Origin of the sequence: Paraburkholderia sp. 32 (assembly GCF_050435345.1) — a bacterium.
Lineage (GTDB): Bacteria > Pseudomonadota > Gammaproteobacteria > Burkholderiales > Burkholderiaceae > Paraburkholderia > Paraburkholderia tuberum.
The window spans coordinates 1144063-1161032 of record NZ_JBNDKD010000001.1 but is presented as its reverse complement, the minus strand read 5'-3'; the positions used below and the strand labels follow the sequence as shown (position 1 = coordinate 1161032).

18 protein-coding genes are annotated in these 16970 nt (G+C 64.4%); 9 read left to right on the top strand and 9 right to left on the bottom strand.

The window, feature by feature from the left end; translation table 11 throughout:
* Nucleotides 1-139: 139 nt before the first annotated feature.
* The 5 genes from OKW26_RS05520 to OKW26_RS05500 all read left to right on the top strand — a co-directional run bounded on the left by OKW26_RS05520 (nucleotide 140) and on the right by OKW26_RS05500 (nucleotide 4076).
* Nucleotides 140-445 (top strand): hypothetical protein, encoded by a 306-nt coding sequence (locus OKW26_RS05520; RefSeq protein ID WP_429352933.1) that lies wholly within the window; start codon nucleotides 140-142, stop codon nucleotides 443-445.
* Between the two features lie 131 nt (nucleotides 446-576).
* Nucleotides 577-1863, top strand: a complete 1287-nt coding sequence (locus OKW26_RS05515; protein ID WP_429352932.1) for a glycosyltransferase family 87 protein — start codon at nucleotides 577-579, stop codon at nucleotides 1861-1863.
* A gap of 13 nt (nucleotides 1864-1876) precedes the next feature.
* A complete protein-coding gene (locus tag OKW26_RS05510; protein WP_429352931.1) occupies nucleotides 1877-2938 on the top strand; it encodes a glycosyltransferase family 2 protein in 1062 nt (353 codons plus the stop codon).
* Between the two features lie 17 nt (nucleotides 2939-2955).
* The gene (locus tag OKW26_RS05505) at nucleotides 2956-3705 is read left to right on the top strand and encodes a class I SAM-dependent methyltransferase (RefSeq protein WP_429352930.1); all 750 of its coding nucleotides are present in this window, start codon (nucleotides 2956-2958) and stop codon (nucleotides 3703-3705) included.
* Complete coding sequence (locus tag OKW26_RS05500; protein WP_184061561.1) at nucleotides 3702-4076, top strand: GtrA family protein; 375 nt, start codon at nucleotides 3702-3704, stop codon at nucleotides 4074-4076. The genes OKW26_RS05505 and OKW26_RS05500 overlap by 4 nt, the downstream gene beginning before the upstream one ends.
* A 23-nt stretch (nucleotides 4077-4099) precedes the next feature.
* On the opposite strand, the gene OKW26_RS05495 is transcribed toward OKW26_RS05500, so the two are convergent.
* The 4 genes from OKW26_RS05495 to OKW26_RS05480 all read right to left on the bottom strand — a co-directional run bounded on the left by OKW26_RS05495 (nucleotide 4100) and on the right by OKW26_RS05480 (nucleotide 8318).
* Nucleotides 4100-5335, bottom strand: coding sequence for a YbfB/YjiJ family MFS transporter (locus tag OKW26_RS05495; protein ID WP_429352929.1), 1236 nt, complete (start codon nucleotides 5333-5335; stop codon nucleotides 4100-4102).
* 78 nt (nucleotides 5336-5413) lie between these two features.
* Entirely contained in the window at nucleotides 5414-6277 is an 864-nt protein-coding gene (locus OKW26_RS05490; protein ID WP_187610637.1) for a MurR/RpiR family transcriptional regulator, read from the bottom strand.
* A gap of 94 nt (nucleotides 6278-6371) precedes the next feature.
* Nucleotides 6372-7454 carry an ABC transporter ATP-binding protein gene (locus OKW26_RS05485; RefSeq protein WP_184072779.1) on the bottom strand — a complete coding sequence of 361 codons (1083 nt, stop codon included), beginning with the start codon at nucleotides 7452-7454 and terminating at the stop codon, nucleotides 6372-6374.
* A 78-nt stretch (nucleotides 7455-7532) separates the two neighbouring features.
* Nucleotides 7533-8318, bottom strand: a complete 786-nt coding sequence (locus tag OKW26_RS05480) for an SDR family oxidoreductase (RefSeq protein ID WP_429352928.1) — start codon at nucleotides 8316-8318, stop codon at nucleotides 7533-7535.
* Nucleotides 8319-8637: 319 nt separating this feature from the next.
* Between OKW26_RS05480 and OKW26_RS05475 the strand changes: the two genes are divergently transcribed.
* The 3 genes from OKW26_RS05475 to OKW26_RS05465 all read left to right on the top strand — a co-directional run bounded on the left by OKW26_RS05475 (nucleotide 8638) and on the right by OKW26_RS05465 (nucleotide 11783).
* Nucleotides 8638-9870 carry an ABC transporter substrate-binding protein gene (locus OKW26_RS05475; RefSeq protein ID WP_429352927.1) on the top strand — a complete coding sequence of 411 codons (1233 nt, stop codon included), beginning with the start codon at nucleotides 8638-8640 and terminating at the stop codon, nucleotides 9868-9870.
* Nucleotides 9871-10044: 174 nt separating this feature from the next.
* Entirely contained in the window at nucleotides 10045-10935 is an 891-nt protein-coding gene (locus OKW26_RS05470; protein ID WP_090807639.1) for a carbohydrate ABC transporter permease, read from the top strand.
* Nucleotides 10932-11783, top strand: a complete 852-nt coding sequence (locus tag OKW26_RS05465) for a carbohydrate ABC transporter permease (RefSeq protein WP_090807642.1) — start codon at nucleotides 10932-10934, stop codon at nucleotides 11781-11783. Before OKW26_RS05470 ends, OKW26_RS05465 begins: the two co-directional genes overlap by 4 nt.
* Nucleotides 11784-11834: 51 nt before the next feature.
* Here OKW26_RS05465 and OKW26_RS05460 read toward each other — a convergent pair whose 3' ends face one another.
* Complete coding sequence (locus tag OKW26_RS05460; RefSeq protein ID WP_018423759.1) at nucleotides 11835-12128, bottom strand: DUF1330 domain-containing protein; 294 nt, start codon at nucleotides 12126-12128, stop codon at nucleotides 11835-11837.
* Between the two features lie 272 nt (nucleotides 12129-12400).
* On the opposite strand from OKW26_RS05460, the gene OKW26_RS05455 reads away from it, so the two are divergent.
* Nucleotides 12401-13552, top strand: a complete 1152-nt coding sequence (locus OKW26_RS05455; RefSeq protein ID WP_429352926.1) for a peptidyl-alpha-hydroxyglycine alpha-amidating lyase family protein — start codon at nucleotides 12401-12403, stop codon at nucleotides 13550-13552.
* Nucleotides 13553-13618: 66 nt separating this feature from the next.
* On the opposite strand, the gene OKW26_RS05450 is transcribed toward OKW26_RS05455, so the two are convergent.
* From OKW26_RS05450 to OKW26_RS05435, 4 genes are all read right to left on the bottom strand, one after another.
* Nucleotides 13619-14059 carry a hypothetical protein gene (locus OKW26_RS05450; RefSeq protein ID WP_429352925.1) on the bottom strand — a complete coding sequence of 147 codons (441 nt, stop codon included), beginning with the start codon at nucleotides 14057-14059 and terminating at the stop codon, nucleotides 13619-13621.
* 203 nt (nucleotides 14060-14262) lie between these two features.
* Complete coding sequence (locus OKW26_RS05445; RefSeq protein WP_429352924.1) at nucleotides 14263-15969, bottom strand: fibronectin type III domain-containing protein; 1707 nt, start codon at nucleotides 15967-15969, stop codon at nucleotides 14263-14265.
* A gap of 231 nt (nucleotides 15970-16200) precedes the next feature.
* Nucleotides 16201-16425 carry a hypothetical protein gene (locus tag OKW26_RS05440; RefSeq protein WP_184072767.1) on the bottom strand — a complete coding sequence of 75 codons (225 nt, stop codon included), beginning with the start codon at nucleotides 16423-16425 and terminating at the stop codon, nucleotides 16201-16203.
* Nucleotides 16426-16540: 115 nt separating this feature from the next.
* Nucleotides 16541-16963: a hypothetical protein gene (locus OKW26_RS05435; RefSeq protein WP_429352923.1), complete on the bottom strand. Its 423-nt coding sequence runs from the start codon at nucleotides 16961-16963 to the stop codon at nucleotides 16541-16543.
* Nucleotides 16964-16970: the final 7 nt, after the last annotated feature.

The window sequence follows — 16970 nt, the reverse complement described above, 5'->3', positions numbered from 1 at the left end:
CCTGTTCAGGTCCGCAGCATCGTGTCGTCGACTTCCGCGCACTCCCTATTGCAAGGACGGGACCAGCTTTGCGAAAACAGTGTAACGACGCGGGTTCGAGCCGACTGGCCCCCAGCCTCGCGCCCTATTCGCGTCCGAAATGTCCGAATGCGCAACGTTTTGCCTGACCCGCCGAACACTTCGCGGATCGCGTAATGCCCCGCCGGGCAAGGCTCGGCATTTTTTTCCCAGGACTTTCCCTACTCCGGTAAAAAAGAAATTCCATCGAAAAATCGCCGTTCCCGAAGGGCGCGCCGGTCCAAAGCGTCTCATCGGCAAGACGGCTTGGTGCGTTGGCGCACACAAAGCTGGCCGTTTGGCCCGCTTTTTGGCGGAGTCGGCAGTGCGCGGCGCGTGGCCAGAAAAACGCGAGCTTGAAAGTCGCATCAATTTCCGCCAACAATGAGCTGACCGGTTCAGCGCAACGACACGGTTTTTAATTCGATGTCACGCGCCGACACATACAAGACGGAACCTATAAACAGAACGAACGGCGGGTCGATAGACCCGATCCGGATCACGCGGGGGGCGGGGATCATGTACGCATCACAACTACGCATGCGCAGCGGCGACAGCGAGATTCACGGCTGGCTTACGCCCGAGCGCATCGTCTTCTACTGCTGTGGGATGTGCGTGCTGTACGTGGGGATCATCGCGTTGTGGGCCTATGCGAGCCACGGCTTCTCCGACCCGCGGCTCACGCGTCCCGGTGAGGATTTTTCGATTTTCTGGTCGGCCTCGTATGGACTGCTGCACGGTTCGGCCATGCAGATCTACGACCACGCGTCGTTCGACAAGCTACAGCGCGCGCTATTCACGAACGTGAGCCACGACAGCGTGATGCCCTGGCTTTATCCGCCGACGTTCCTCGTGCTGATCGCACCGCTCGCGCTGTTACCGCGGCTCGTCATGTACTTCGTGTTCGTCGGCGGCGGCATCGTGCTGCTCAGCGCGGGCACGCTGCGCGTGTCGGGCCTTGCCGACAGCTTCAGGGGCTCGCGCTTCGCATGGTTCGTCGTCGCGGCCTCGCCGTGCGTGTTCGTGCCAGCCATCTTCGGCCAGAACTCGCTGCTGACCGCCGGCATCGCCGCGCTCACGCTGCATTGGGTCCGGAGGCATCCGGTACGCGCGGGGCTGTGCCTCGGTCTGCTCGCGATCAAGCCGCAGATGGCCGTGCTGTTTCCGCTCGTGCTGATTGCCGCACGCGCATGGCGCACGCTGGCGGCCGCCGCGTTCAGCGCGGCGCTGTTCGGCGCGTTCAGCGTGCTGATATGCGGCGTGCAATCGGTGCGGCTCTTCTTCGTCAACACCGGCATTGCGCGTGAGACGCTGCTCGAGCAATGCCGTGGCTACTGGCTCGCGTCGCCGACCGCGTTCGCGGTGCTGCGCGAGGGCGGTGCGCCGATCGCCGCGGCCTTTGCGGCCCAGGCCTGCGTCGGACTCATCGCCGCGGCAGCCGCATGGCAGGTGTGGCGAAACACGCGCGACACGCGGCTGCGCGCGGCGAGTCTCGTCGTCGCCACGCTGCTGACGAACCCCTACGTGTGGCACTACGAACTGGCGTGGCTCGGCATCGCGACGGCCTGCCTGACCGCGCTCGGCATCGACAAAGGCTGGCTGCGCGGCGAGCAGAGTGTGATTGCGCTCGCGTGGCTGCTGCCGGTCTATGAATTTTTCAACCGCACGGCCGAGTTGCCGCAGATCGGCCCGATCGTTCTGCTGCTGGTGCTGCTGATGGTCGTGCGCCGCGTGCGCGTGATGGACGAAGAACGCGGCGAGCGCACCGCCCTCGCCTATTCGCACGCGGTTCGAATCATTCGATAAACGGGGAAGCGTCATGCCAACTCATACAACCACGCCACTGATCTCACTCGTCGTGCCGTTCTACAACGAGCAGGATGCGGTGGAACGCTTCTTCGCGGCGGTCGTGCCGGTGCTGGAATCGATCGACGGCACGCGCTTCGAGATCGTCTGCATCAACGATGGCAGCAGCGACGCGACGCTCGATCGGCTGATCGCGCAAAGCGGCCGCGACCGGCGCATTCGCGTGATCGACCTGACGCGCAACTTCGGCAAGGAAGCGGCGCTGACCGCCGGCATCGACGAAGCGTTCGGCGATGCGGTGATTCCGATCGACGCGGACCTGCAGGACCCGCCGACCCTGATCCCGGTGATGGTCGAGCATTGGCTCGCGGGCGCCGAAGTGGTTGCGGCCAAACGCACGAACCGCCTGTGCGATACGTTCGCCAAACGCACGGCGGCCGCGCTCTACTATCGCGTGCACAACGCGCTGTCCGAAGTGAAGCTGCCGGAGAATGTCGGCGACTTCAGGCTGATCGATCGGCAAGTCGTCAACGCGCTGCGCAGCCTGCCGGAGCGCCGTCGCTTCATGAAAGGCCTGTTCGCGTGGGTCGGCTACCGCACCGTGATCGTCGAATACGAACGCGAGCCGCGCAGCGCCGGTCACTCGAAGTTCTCCGGCTGGCGGCTGTGGAACTTCGCCCTCGAAGGCATCACGAGCTTCAGCACGGTACCGTTGCGCAGCTGGACTTATATCGGACTGTCGATCGCGACACTCGCGTTCGTCTACGGCGGGTTCGTCATCGGCCGCACGCTGTGGTCGGGCAATCCGGTGCCCGGTTACGCGTCCACGATCTCGGTGATGCTGTTCATGGGCGGCATCGAGCTGATCGGCATCGGCGTGATCGGCGAATACGTCGGCCGCATTTACTACGAGTCGAAGGAACGGCCCGTTTATCTGGTGCGGCGTCGCTATCAGGCGAAGAGCAAGGTCAGCATGTTGCCGGGCGTGCGTCAGGATGCGCGCGCGGCGCACGTGGCGCGCGTCGAACTGACACGCAGGCGTGCCGCGCCGCGGTTTCGCGTAGTCGGCCACTGAAAGCGGAGGAGTCCACCATGTCTCCCGATGCCTACCTGGAAATGGCCGAGACCGAAGCCGGGCACTGGTGGTTTCGCGCGCGGCGCGACGTGCTGCGCACGCTGCTCGAACGGCTCGCGTTACCGCGTCGCGCACGCGTGCTCGAAGTGGGCTCCGGCACCGGCGGCAACCTCGACATGCTGGCCGGCTTCGGCGCCGTCAGCGGCCTCGAGATGGACCCGACCGCTCGGGCGCTGAGCGCGCGCAAGACCGGCAACCAGTTCGACATCCGCGCGGGCCACTGCCCCGACGACGTGCCGTTCAACGGCGAACGCTTCGACCTGATCTGTTTCTTCGACTGCCTCGAACATATCGCCGACGACGCCGGCTCGCTCGCGCGCATGCGCGACCTGCTGACGCCGGGAGGCCGCATCATCGTGACGGTGCCGGCCGGACAAAGTCTCTGGAGTGCGCACGATGTTTTCCTGCACCACCACCGCCGCTATAGCCGCGGCTCGCTGATGCGCTGCGCGGCCGTGGCCGGCTACGAAGTCGAACGCATCAGCTATTTCAACACGCTGCTGTATCCGGTCGCGGTGGCCGCGCGCTGGGCCGACCGGCTGCTGCGTCGCAAGCATTCCAGCGGCGACGCGATTCCGCCGTGGCTGCTCAACGCGGCGCTGTACCGCGTCTTCAGCGCCGAGCGCCACTGGCTCGCGCATGCGCCGCTGCCTTATGGCGTATCGCTGTTCGCGATCCTGCGCAAGCGCGAGGGAGCGTCGCGATGATGCCGGTCGAACGGGTCAGGCTGATGCGCTTTGGCGCGAGCGGCGTCATCGCGACCGGCCTGCATGTATGCATTGCGCTGACGCTGATCGCGGACGCCGGCATGTCGCCGCCGTGGGCCAACGCGATCGCTTTCACCTGGGCGACGGCGGCCTCTTATCTGTTGAACACGTTCTGGAGTTTTTCTGCGCTGCCTGCGTTGCTGAACGCTGGGCGGTTCGTGGTCGTGTCGCTGGGCGGTCTGACGTCGACCGCGCTCGTAGCGCACCTGACGCAGCTTGCGGGCGGGCCGCCCGCGCTCGGTATCGCGCTAGTCGTGTGCGTGGTGCCGCCGCTCACGTTCGTCGCGCATCGGTGCTGGACGTATCGCTGAATACGAAGCACGCACAAGGCGACTCACGGCGCGCGCAACGCCTTCTGACACGCTGCGAGTACCGCGCCGGCCGCCAGCAGCAGCGCCGAATACACGAGCCCGCGCGCGAGCCCGGCGCCATCCGACACCCAGCCGATCACGACCGGCCCGACGATCTGCCCGAACGCGAACACGATCGTGAAGGCGCTGATACCCTTCGCCCAGTGGCTCGCGGGCAGATTGTGGCGCACGAACGCGGTCGTCGACGCGACCGCCGACAGGAACGTCGCGCCGAACAGCGCGCCCGAAACGAACGCGACCCACGGCTGCGTGAAGAGCGCGGGCAGCAGCGTCGCGATCGCCAGCAGCGCGTTGAGCAGGGCGAGCGCCTGGCCCCCGCGCATGCGATCGAGCAGCGTCGACCAGATGCGCGCCGACACCACGGTCGCCGCGCCGAGCAGTAGATAGAAACCGGTGACGACCGCCGCGCTCATGCCGGCGTTGCGCAGCAGCGCGACGATGAACGTCATGTAGCCGATATAGCCGACGCCGAACAGTCCGTAGCCCGCGAGCGCGGCCGCGAAGTGCGGCCAGCCCGGGGCAGGGGTGGCGCCGGCCGCATGCGCCGCAGCCGCCGCGCTCGAGTACGCGCGCTCGATCCTGCGCGCCGCGCCGATCGCGACCGCGGCGAACACCGCGCAGGCCGCCGCGAGCGCGAACCACGCGAATTGCCAGCCGTGGGCGGCATCAAGGATCGCCACCGGCACCAGCACCGACGACGCGACGATCCCCCAGCCGGTGCCGCCGTAATACAGACCGAGCACGAGTCCCGCGTCGCGCGGTCGCGCCGACGCGAGCCGCGCCGCAAGCACGCCGCCGCCGATGAAGATCGCCGCGCTGCTCGCACCGGTGATCACGCGCAGCGTCAGCAGCGCATGCGTGCTGGCGGTGAGGCCGCTGCCGGCCATCAGCAGCGCGGTCAGCACGCAACCGGCCCCGAACAGCGCGCCGGCCGACCAGCGGCGCGCGAGGCGCGGAAACACGAGCGCGCCGAGCAGATAGCCGAGCGCGTTGGCGGTGTTCATCGCGCCGGCCTGCGCGAAGCTCCAGCCGAGGTCGAGTTTCATCGACGGCAACAGCAGCGCGTACGCGAAGCGCGCGAAGCCGAGCGCTGTCGCGCTGCCGAGCGATAGCGCGGCGGCCAGCAGCAGGGTCGGCACACGTTCGGCGGTGGTCGTTGATGGGGCGTGCGATGCGGTGTCGGCGGAACGGGAGGACATGGGCGGACGGACGTAAACGGGAACGCTGCGAGCCGATTCTACCTGGAGCGACGACGAAAGTCGCGGAATGTGCGCGGCTTACCCGCCCGCCCCTTCCGGCTCATGCGGCATGAGCCGCGCCTTCGCGTGGCGCATCTTTTCCAGCGTCTCGGGCCCGGCCTTCAGCGCGACGCCGATCGCGAGCGCATCCATGATGCACAGATGCACGAGCCGCGACACGCCCGGCGTGTTCGGATCGATCGGGCTCGCCACGCGCAGCAGCAGCGGAATATCGACGAGCCATGCGAGTCGCGAGCCGACGTTGGTCAGCGCGATCGTCGTCGCGCCGCGCTCCTTCGCGATCTGGATGCTTTCATTCACTTCGACGCTGCGCCCCGAATGCGAGATCGCAAACGCGACGTCGCCCGGCTCCATCAAACCCGCGTATAGACGCTGCAAATGACCATCGGTAAACGCGGCCGCCGCGATGTCGATGCGCAAAAAACGCAGCGCCGCGTCCTGCGCGACGAGCCCCGAGCCTGAGCCCACGCCGAAGAAAAACACGCGCCGGGCGCTCGAAAGCGCCGCGATCGCGCTTTCGACCACGGCAGGATCGAGCGCGCCGCGCGCATGCGTGATGCCGTCGATCGCCGCTTCGCCGACCTTGTCCATCAAGGTCTGCACGTCGTCGTCGCGCGCGACCGCGGTCGATGCATACGGCAGCCCGCCCGCGACGCTCTGCGCGAGCTGCATCTTGAAGTCGCGCAGACCGTGCGCACCGATCGCGCGGCAAAAACGCGTGACGGAAGGCTCGGATACTTCGGCGCGCTGCGCGAGTTCGGTGATGCTCGCGCGCATCGCGAAGTCGACGTCGGCGAGCACCATGTCGGCGACCTTGCGCTCGGCGGGCCGCAGACTCGCGAGTGCGTTGCGGATGTGAGGAATCAAGTTCGGTGCGGACACCCGGTGTTCCTTAGGGGCTGTTTCATATGGATCCGCGTCGCTCGCAGCTTGTTCGGCTTGAATCGGCCTGATCAAAGTTCAAGCCGCACGCGGTTCAGACCAGCCTGCGTCCACTCTCCGTATCGAACAGATGGATGTGTTCGGCCGGCAGACGCAGCGCGACACGCTGACCGGGCTCGATCTTCGAGCGCTCGCGCGTGGTCACGCACCACGAAGCGCCGCCTATTTTCCCGTACAGGTGCGTTTCGGCACCAGTTGGCTCGATCACTTCGACGTCGAGCGCGGCATCCGGTATCTGCGTCGTGATCTCGACGTGCTCGGGCCGCACGCCGAGCGTGGCCTTCGCACCGACCACGGCCGACGCAGGCGTGCGTTCGAGCGCGACCTCGCTGCCGTCCGCGAGCTTCAACGCGAGGCCCGCACCCTGCGTGCGATTGACGATCACGCCCTCGGCGAAATTCATCGACGGCGAGCCGAGGAAGCTCGCGACGAACAGATTCGCCGGCCGGTCATAGAGTTCGAGCGGACGGCCGATCTGCTCGATGCGTCCCGCGTTCATCACGACGATGCGATCGGCCATCGTCATCGCTTCGATCTGGTCGTGGGTGACGTAGATCACCGTGTTCTTCAAGCGCTGATGCAGGGCCTTGATTTCGGTGCGCATCTGCACGCGCAGCTTTGCGTCGAGATTCGACAGCGGTTCGTCGAACAGGAACAGCGACGGCTCGCGCACCACCGCGCGGCCCATCGCCACGCGTTGCCGTTGACCGCCCGACAATGCGCGCGGCAAGCGGTCCAGATAGTCACTGAGGTTCAGCATCTTCGCGGCCGCATCGATGCGCGGCTTGAATTTCTCCGAGGATTCCTTGCGGATTCTCGGACCGAACGCGATGTTTTCATACACCGACAGATGCGGATACAGCGCGTAGCTCTGGAACACCATCGAGATGTTGCGCTGCTGCGGCGCGAGCGTATTCGCGCGCGTGCCGCCGATCATCAGATCGCCGCCGCTGATTTCCTCGAGCCCGGCCACCATCCGCATCAGCGTGCTCTTGCCGCAGCCCGACGGACCGACCAGCACGACGAACTCGCCATCGTCGATGTCGAGATCGATGCCGTGCACGACCTGGGTGTCGCCATAGCGTTTGAAGATGCCGCTCAGTTGCACTGCTGCCATGCTGTCCTCATTGTCTTGCTGTGTGTTGTATTGCCGATGTTGTATTGCCGGTATCGTAGTGCACGCGCCGCGCGCGGCTCAGAACGACTCGAGCGTCAGCTCCTGCGCCATCAGGCGGTTGCCCGCCATCAAGCCGCCGTCGACCGGCAACGCGACGCCGGTGATCACGCGCGCTTGCGGCGATGCGAGGAACAGCACCGCATCGGCGATGTCGTCGGGCGTCGCGAAGTCGCGCAACGGGTACCACTTCTTCAGTTCCTCGAACACCTGCGGATTCTTGTCGACACGCGCCTGCCACGCCTGCGTCTTCACAGTGCCCGGACACACGATGTTCGCGCGAATGCCAAAGCGGCCCAGCTCGAGCGCGAGCGCCTTCGTATAGCCGATCAGGCCGGCCTTCGCGGCGCTATATGCCGGATGACCGAGCGCGGCGAGACCGTTCACCGAGCCGATCAGCACGAGCGCGCCGCGCTGCCGTTCGATCATCGACGCGCGCACCGCCTCCACCGTGTGATACGTGCCGTTCAGATTCAGATGGATGTCGCGCTGCCAGCTTGCGGCGTCGGTGGTCGCGAGCGACGCGCCGAGCGCCGCGCCCGCGTTCGCGACCAGTACGTCGACCGGTCCACGCTGCGCGACCGCCGCGGCCACCGCGTGCTGCACCGCAGCGGCGTCGCCGAGATCGACCGCGACCGGCACGACCTGTTGCGCGCCCCGTTGCGCGCCGAGTCGCGCGCTCAACGATTGCAGCGCGGTCGCGTCGATGTCGAGTGCGAGCACGGTGTCACCCGCCTCGACGAAGCGCTCGCATAACACGCTGCCAATACCGCCGCATGCGCCCGTTACCAATACGACACGATCCATGTGTTCCTCGCTCGTTGGCCTGGCCGTTTCGGCCGTCTTGCCGGCGCCGTCCGCCACCCGGCTCGCGCTACGCGCAACGCTGTAAATTTCCTACATACCCAACCCTCGACGACTGCCGGCCATCCCGAAGAGTGGGTTTCCATCCCCGTCGCGCCGTGCAGAATACCCCATGCTTTACAGCATCTTATGCACAAAACAGCCCGAGAAAAAATATCGCAGACCCTACGTGACAAGCTATTTTGCGTCATGTAGGATTTTTTCAAACAATTTACCCAAGGCGGCCGGCGACGGCAGCAAACCACCCACAGGAGAGAGAAAAATGTCGTTGCATGCCCGTGCTTCCCTCGCGCTAGGCAAAGTCGCCGTGGCGCTCGCGTTTGCAGGTATCGCCGTCTCGGCCCATGCCGAGACGGTCCGCGTGACGGTCGCTCACTACAGCGACGCGACCGCGCCGTACTTCGAGAAAATGGCCCGCAACTTCGAGAAGGCCAATCCCGGCACGACCATCAAGATCGAAGACGTGAACTGGGACACGCTGCAACAGAAGCTGCAAACGGACATCTCCGGCGGCGCCAACGCGGACCTCGCGATCGTCGGCACGCGCTGGCTCCTCGACTTCGTGAAGGACGACGTCGCCGAGCCGCTCGACGGTTATATGGACGCGAACTTCAAGGCACGCTTCATCGGTCCGTTCCTGGCGCCTGGCCAGATCAACGGCAAGACCTACGGGCTGCCGATCGCCGCTTCCGCCCGCGCGCTGTACTACAACAAGGATCTGCTCGCGAAGGTCGGCTACCCCGACGGCCCGAAGACCTGGAATGAAGTGATCGATGCATCGAAGAAGCTGAAGGCGCAAGGCATCGCCGGCTTCGGTCTGCAAGGCAAGGAAATCGAAACCGACGTCTACTTTTACTACGCGCTGTGGACGATGGGCGGAGAAGTGGTCGGCAAGGACGGCAAGGCCGCGTTCAATTCGCCGGCGGGCGTGAAGGCCGCGACGATGTACAAGCAGATGATCGACCAGGGTCTCACGCAACCGGGCGTCACCGGCTATAGCCGCGAAGACGTGCAGAACCTGTTCAAGCAGGGCCGCGTCGCGATGGTGATCTCCGCGCCGTTCCTCGCCAAGCAGATCAAGAAGGAAGCGCCGAACCTGAAGTACGGCATCGATCCGGTGCCGATGGGCACGACGCACGCCACCTACGCGGTCACCGACTCGATCGTGATGTTCAAGAACTCGAAGGTGAAGAAGACCGCGTGGAAATTCCTCGACTATCTGTTCACGAAGGAACCGCGCGTCGAGTTCACGACGACCGAAGGCTTCCTGCCGACCACGAAGGCCGAAGCGGCGGACCCGGCGTTCAACGATCCGGACATCAAGGCATTCGTCGCGCTGCTGCCCACGGCTCACTTCGCGCCGACCGTGACCGGCTGGGAAGACACCGCGAAAGCCGTGACCGACGCGATGCAGGCGATCTACCTGAACAAGGCGCAACCGGCGGAAGCGTTGAATGCGGCCGCTGCGCAGGCGAACAAGTCGCTCGGTCACTGATACGCGGCTTTTGACAGTAACGAGACGAACAGGGGACGCGCGGCGCCGTAGCTCGAGCGCCGCGCGTTGCGCCGCGCCATTCCCACATTCGAGCCTATGCAGCACGATGCACCCTCCGGCCCATTCCGTCGTGCCCGCCGCCAGAGAGCGGGCGCGTCTTACGATCGAGCACGCATGAGCCGTTCCGTTTCTTCGCGCGCGCAGGCGCCCTGGTTGCTGATTGCGCCGAGCCTCGTGCTCGCGCTGTTCATCATCAGCTATCCGATTTTCAACATCGTGTGGCAATCGCTGCATGAGGTATCGCGCTTCGGCGCGATCCGCGACTTCACCGGCGCGCAGAACTTCATCAACGTGTTTCAGGACCCGGTGTTTCTCGATTCGGTACGCCGCACGATCATCTGGACCGTGTGCGTGGTGGGCGGCACGGTGCTGATCTCGGTACCTGTCGCACTGATTCTGAATCAGGACTTTCACGGTCGCGGCGTGGCACGCACGATCGTGATGCTGCCGTGGTCCGTCTCTTTGACGATGACCGCCGTCGTCTGGCGCTGGGCCTTCAACGACGACTACGGCATGGTCAATGTCACGCTGCAGCGGCTCGGCCTGATCGGCGGGCCGATTCACTGGCTCGCGACGCCCGAGTTCGCGTTCCCCGTCGAAATCGCGGTCGGCATTCTGGTGTCGATTCCGTTTACGGTGACGATTTTTCTTGGCGGCCTGTCTTCGGTGCCAAGCGATATCTACGAAGCCGCGCGTATCGACGGCGCGAGCGCCTGGCAGCAGTTCCGTCAATTGACGATGCCGCTGCTGCGCCCGTTCATCAACATGGCGATCCTGCTGAACGTGATCTACGTGTTCAACTCGTTTCCGATCATCTGGGTGATGACGCAAGGCGGCCCCGACAACAGCACGCACATCCTCGTCACCTACCTGTACGAACTCGGCTTCCGGCTCGGACGGCCCGGCGAAGCGGCCGCCGTTTCGCTGATCATGCTCGTGATGCTGTTCGTGTTCTCGATCGCTTATCTGCGTCTGCAACGCGCGAAAGAAGGAGTGCCATCATGAGTCTGAGCGCGAAGACGAAACGCTCGCTGTGGTGCTGGATCGCGCTGACGCCGCTCGTGATCGTCATACTGTTTCCGTTCGCGGTGATGTTCTTCACCGCGGTCAAACCGGCCTCGGAGATCTTCGTCTATCCGGCGCGCTGGCTGCCGGTGCAGTGGCAGTGGCGCAATTTCATCGACATGTGGGACGCGGCCAACTTCGGCGTCGCGCTGCGCAACAGCACGATCATCAGTTTCCTGTCCACCGCGCTCGCACTCGCGGTGTGCCTGCCCGCCGCTTACGCGCTCGCGCGCTTCCCATTTCGCGGACGCGGCCTGTATCGGCAGTTCCTGCTCGTCACGCAGATGCTGTCGCCGATCCTGCTGGTGGTCGGCCTATTCCGGCTCGCGGCGATGATTCCGTGGGGCGACGGCAACCTGGTCGATTCGAGGATCGGCGTGATCGTGTCGTACGCGGCGTTCAATATCGCGTTCGCGGTGTGGATGCTGTCGTCGTACTTTCAGACCGTGCCGCAGGATCTCGAGGAATCCGCGTGGCTCGAAGGCTGCAGCCGCACGCGCGCGGTGTTCAAGGTGTTTCTGCCGCTCGCGGTGCCGGCGATCGTCGTGACCGCCATCTTCACGTTCATCAATGCGTGGAACGAGTTCGCGGTCGTCTATACGCTGATCCGCTCGCCGGAAAACAAGACCCTGACCGTGCAGGTGACCGATATGGTCGCGGGCAAGTACGTGGTCGAATGGCATCTGGTGATGGCCGCGACCTTGTGCGCGACGTTGCCGGTTTCGATCGTGTTTGCGTGGTTGCAGCGTTATATGGTGAAGGGGCTCGCGCTCGGCGCGGTGAAGTGAGTGACTGCGCGGCACTTACTTGCCGCGCAGTGTTCGCTTGCGGGTCGCGCGTCAGTCGGTGCCGCGCACGATGCGCAGATCGCGTTCGACGCCATCGCCCAATGCGGCCAGCGCCTTCTTGTACTCCTCGCTTTCGTAAGCGGCGACGGCCGCCTCGTACGTCGGGAACTCGATCACGACCGTGCGCTCCTTGAGGCCCTGCTCGCGCGCCTCGTCCGCCACGCCTCGCACGAGGAACTTGCCGCCCGCCGCCGCCACCGCGGCCGGGGCCAGTTGCGCGTACGCGGCCAGTTTCTGCGGATCGTTCGTCTTGCGGTACGACGACACCCAATAACCTTTGCTCATTCGAATCTCCTTGTGTGATGGACCAACGCGGGACTAAAGCGGACCTAAGCAGTCGCGGTCTTACATAGTAGCAAAGCGGGCTGGCTCGCGATGCCGAGCGGTACCGCTCCGCCGCGCGCCGCGACTTGGACAGCATCTGCCACCAACAGCACGAGATCGCGCATACCGGGAAGTGTCTCTTTCAGCATCGCCAAAACGATTTAGCCATTCAACGTTTTGTGCACTAGGCTTGCCTTTGCACACTTCAAGCGATGGACCAAAGGAGACAACGAATGAGCGAGCGATACGAGTCGTTTTGTGCATGCTGCGGCGGTCCCGACCACCGGGCGATGAGCCGACGGACTTTCATGAGCCTGCTCGCGGGTAGCGCCGCCGGACTCGCCATGCCGCCGGCGTTCGCCGCGGACACACCGGCCGTGCCCACGATTGCTTACGACTCGATTGCCAACCCCGTACGTTTGCCGAACGACAGGTACTTCGGCGAATGCTCGGGCGTCGCGCTCAATTCGCATGGCCATATCTTCGTGCTGTCGCGCGGCAACACCACCGGCCCCGCATATGGCGCGGCCGCCGCGCAACTGGTCGAGTTCGCGCCCGATGGACGCTTCGTGCGCGAGATCGGCCACAACCTGTATGCGTGGTCGTTCGCCCACACGGTGAAGGTGGACCGGCACGACAACATCTGGGTCACCGACAAGGGCTCGGACATGGTGATCAAGTTCACGCCGGAAGGACGCGTCGCGATGGTGTTCGGCCGCAAGCAGGAAGCATCGGACGAGGAGACCGCGCCGCTCAAGCATCCGAATCCGCCGCTGCCGTCCGAACCCGGACGCTTTCGCCAGGTGACCGACGTCGCGTGGGACAAGGCGGGCAACACCTATATCAGCGACGGATACATCAACTCGCGCGTCGCGAAGGTCGATCGCGACGGCAACTGGCTGAAGTCATGGGGCGATCGCGGCACGGGACCGGGGCAGTTCCATACGCCGCATAGCATCGCGGTGGATGCGCACGACCACGTTTATGTGGCCGATCGCAGCAACCGGCGCATCCAGGTGTTCGATACCGAGGGCACGTTCCTGCGCCAGTTCACGATCGACGTACCGGTGCCGCCGGACGCGCGCCCCGCGATCGGTAACATGCCGAGTGAAGCGGACCTCGCCGCGGGCACGTTCGCGCCGGGCTCGCCCTGGGCGATCTGCATCTCGCCGGGACCGAATCAGGTGCTCTATAGCGCCGACGCGTTTCCGGGCCGCATCTACAAGATGACGCTCGACGGCAAAGTGCTCGGTGTGCTTGGCAAAGCGGGCAAACAGCCGAAGCAGTTCGGCTGGATTCACGAGATGGCGTGTCCTTCGGAAAACGTATTATTCGTTGCCGAGTTGCTGAACTGGCGTATTCAGAAACTGGTTTTGCATGCGTGATGGACGAGGGCCGCCGCATTCGTCTGTGATGCGGACGCGGACCGGCCCTGTCGATGTCATGCCGTCTCAGTCGTAACGACGATGCTTGTGATGGTGCTTGCCCGATTGGTGGCCGCGGGAGTAGTCGTTGGCATACGAGTTCGAGCGCGAGATGTTGCCGCCGAGCGCCGAACCCGCGCCGCCGCCGAGCGCGGCGCCGACCAGGCCGCCGGTGCGGCCGCCCATCGCGTTGCCGGCCGCGGTGCCCGCCCCGCCACCGAGCGCGCCGCCAATGATCGCGCCGGTACGTTCGTGACGATTCGACGTGACCGCGCCGCCCGCCCCGCCGCCCACCGCGCCGCCGATCACCGCGCCGGTGCTGCCGCCCACCGCGCCGCCGACTGCCGCGCCAGCGACGCCACCGAGCGCGCCACCGAGCATGTTGTTCATATCACCGGCGAGTGCCGGCAACGACGCCGCGGCGCTCAATGCAGCCACGGCAACCATCTGAATGATTTTCTTCGACATATCGGGTCTTTGTTTTAGTGAGACGGCGCCGAGTATAGCGGGGCTTTCGAAAGGCCTTTGTAACCACGACAGTCCGTGGCGGTAAGACGTGTAACAAAATGAATGGGGCATTGTTTTTTGCGGTGACCGTGAAAAAACAAGGGCCGCTCGTGATGAGCGGCCCCTGAAAATTGAATGCCGATCAGTGAATCGAATCTATCCTTCTACCCGCGCCGCTTCTTCTTCAATTCGATCGTCTCGAACAGATCATATTCCGGTGTCGGCGTCTGATCCGCGCCCGGCGCATGGTAGTAGTTCATCGTGATCGTGGTGTCGCCGCCGGGCTGCCCCGGATCGTAGTCGAACACCGCGATGCCGTAGCCGGTGCCGGTGTCGCGTTGGGCGGACCAGATCGCGTCTTCGACCGCGTCGGCGCTCGCGCGCACGAACGTGCCCGTGGTCGTCGACGGGATCGGGCGATTCGGCTTCGTGAAGATGCGCGCCTGCGGCAGGCCTGTGCCGGTATCGACGCCATACACGTCGAGCGGCGCGCTCGTGCCGCCGCCGCCGAGAATCAGGTGGATCGTGCCGTGGCTCGTATCGAACGTCGATGCACCCGCCGATACCGCCGACATGATCGGCTTGGGCTGCAACGTATCGACCGGGTGCCCCGTCGCGATGTCGGTGCCCTTGTTGTGATTGCAACCGCGCACCGGATAGCTGCGCTCGTAGTCGTGATCGTGACCGCACAGCACGAGGTCCACACCATAGCGATCGAACAGCGGCAGCCACGCTTCGCGAATGCCCTTGTCGGAACCATTGCCGGTCTTCGACGAGCTGAGCGCGTCCTGATGCATCTGCACGATGATCCAGTCCACGTCGTTATCGTGCGATGCATGCTGCAGCACTTTTTCGAGCCAGCGTGTCTGCTCGCCATTGCTATAGCCGCGCACGTATAGCGACGTGCCCGCCGGAATCGGCGGATTGCCGGTACTCGCGACCGGCGTCAGCGGCGCGGGCCCGGCGACGAAAGCGGCGGCGTCCTGATAGACGACGTCGTCCGCATCGAGCGAAATGAACAGCACCGAGCCGACGCGGAAGCTGTACCAGCGGCCCGGAAAACGCGTGTGATTATCGGGCAGCACGTAGCGCGACAGATACGACGCAAGGCCCTGCTCGCCGTTGTTGAATTCGAGCTCGTGATTGCCGGGACACGGCATCCACGGCCGGTTCGACGCCGACGTCTGCGCGTTGTCGCCGAAGTCGCGCCACACCTCGGGCTGCTGCGTCGGATTCAGATTCGCATAGCAGAGGTCACCGTTCAGCAGATGGAAGAGCGGCTGAAAGCGCTCGACGGCCGCCACCGCGAAGCGGCTTTGCGGCGACGACAGCACCCAGTTCGTATTCGGCGTAGCGAGATCGCCGTAGCTCGTCCAGCGAAACGGCGCGCGGCCGCGCGGCGCGGTACGAAAACTCGCGGTGAAGGGTTGCGCTGCATTGCCGTCGTTATCGGCCGTCACTTCGTACTGATAGCTCGTGTCGGCCTTCAACTCGCGCACGCGCGCGTGATAGTTGAATACGACCTCGCCGTTGATGCCGTCGGTGTACGTGCTTTGCACCGCGTGCACCGTATGTTTCGCGTGGTCCCCGTTATTGACGCCGCTTATGCGCACCTGCGGATTGACCGCGGGCGCGAGCGACGACCACGACACGGTAATTTCGCTCGTCGGGTCGCGGCCCCAGGTCAGATGGATCTGTTCGGGCGTGCCATCGGGTGTGCCGCTATTGGCGCCGCGCGCGGTCGATGCGAGCGCGCCCGCCGCCGTCGCGAGACTCGATGCGCCGGCGAACTTCAGAAAGCCGCGACGCGAGACGATCGATGCGCCGTGCTCATCGGCAGGCGTTGTCTTGACGATTTTTCTGTTCGACATGTCCGGTATGGTTGTTCAGGTGGAAGAATGCCAGCGCAAAACAACGCCCCGCGGGGCGAGCGCGGACGGAAAGTGACGGACGATCGTAGCCGGACGGCGATGACAGCCCGATGAAACATCGGGCGAATAGCGGAAGGAGAGTTCGATATCGAAAGGTTTATAAACACAGATTGCCGGTGCAGCGCGTGATTCGATCGCGCGCATGCAACCGGCAATCCGCTTGACGTCCGTTCAGGTCTGGGAGCTTGTATCGTCCGCGGCTTGAGCGTTGTCGGCGTCGTCCTGCTTCTCTTCTTCTTTCTTTTCCACCAGCGATTCCAGCTTTCCAGCGCCTTCGAAACCGGCGATAGCGGCCACGCCTTTGGTCAGCAGACCCGCTTCGGGATCGACTTTCTCCGCGGCTTCAACGGCGGCAACCGCACCGGCAATCTTGCCCACTTCGTCCAGAAGTCCCATGTCGTGCTCCCACAAAAATAAGTGAAATTGCATCGTCTCACGAACTTCGCGGCATGTCCTCAAATGTTAAACCGCTTGACCATGAAGCTTTCGGACTGAAATTTAAGCGGCTGCCTCACACGCGCGCGGGCGGCTGCGGATTGTTTCCGGGATTCGTGTCGTACCGTGACACGCGAACAATACCGTTCGCGTCGATCAGCTTCGACAAGCCGGCCTCGAGAGCATCGGCGACGTCCTTGTCATACACTTCGTCGCCATTCACATGGAGCGTGAACGACTGCAGGTACTTCGCTTTCTTCTGCGGGTTCTCGATGGTTTGCCGTGTCCATTGATAAAGCGGGTAGTTCTCGATGCCCATTCTCTCCGCTTCGCTCACGTAGTCCGCGAATGCATCGAACTGGCATTTGAGCGTTGCGTGATGCGTTTGCAAAATGGCACGTAGCGCTGGATGCGCGGCGCACGAAGGGTCCGCACGCAGCGAGTTGGCGAGTTCCATCGGCGCGGTGATTCGCAGTTGAAATTGCAAGGGAGACGACATCACGACC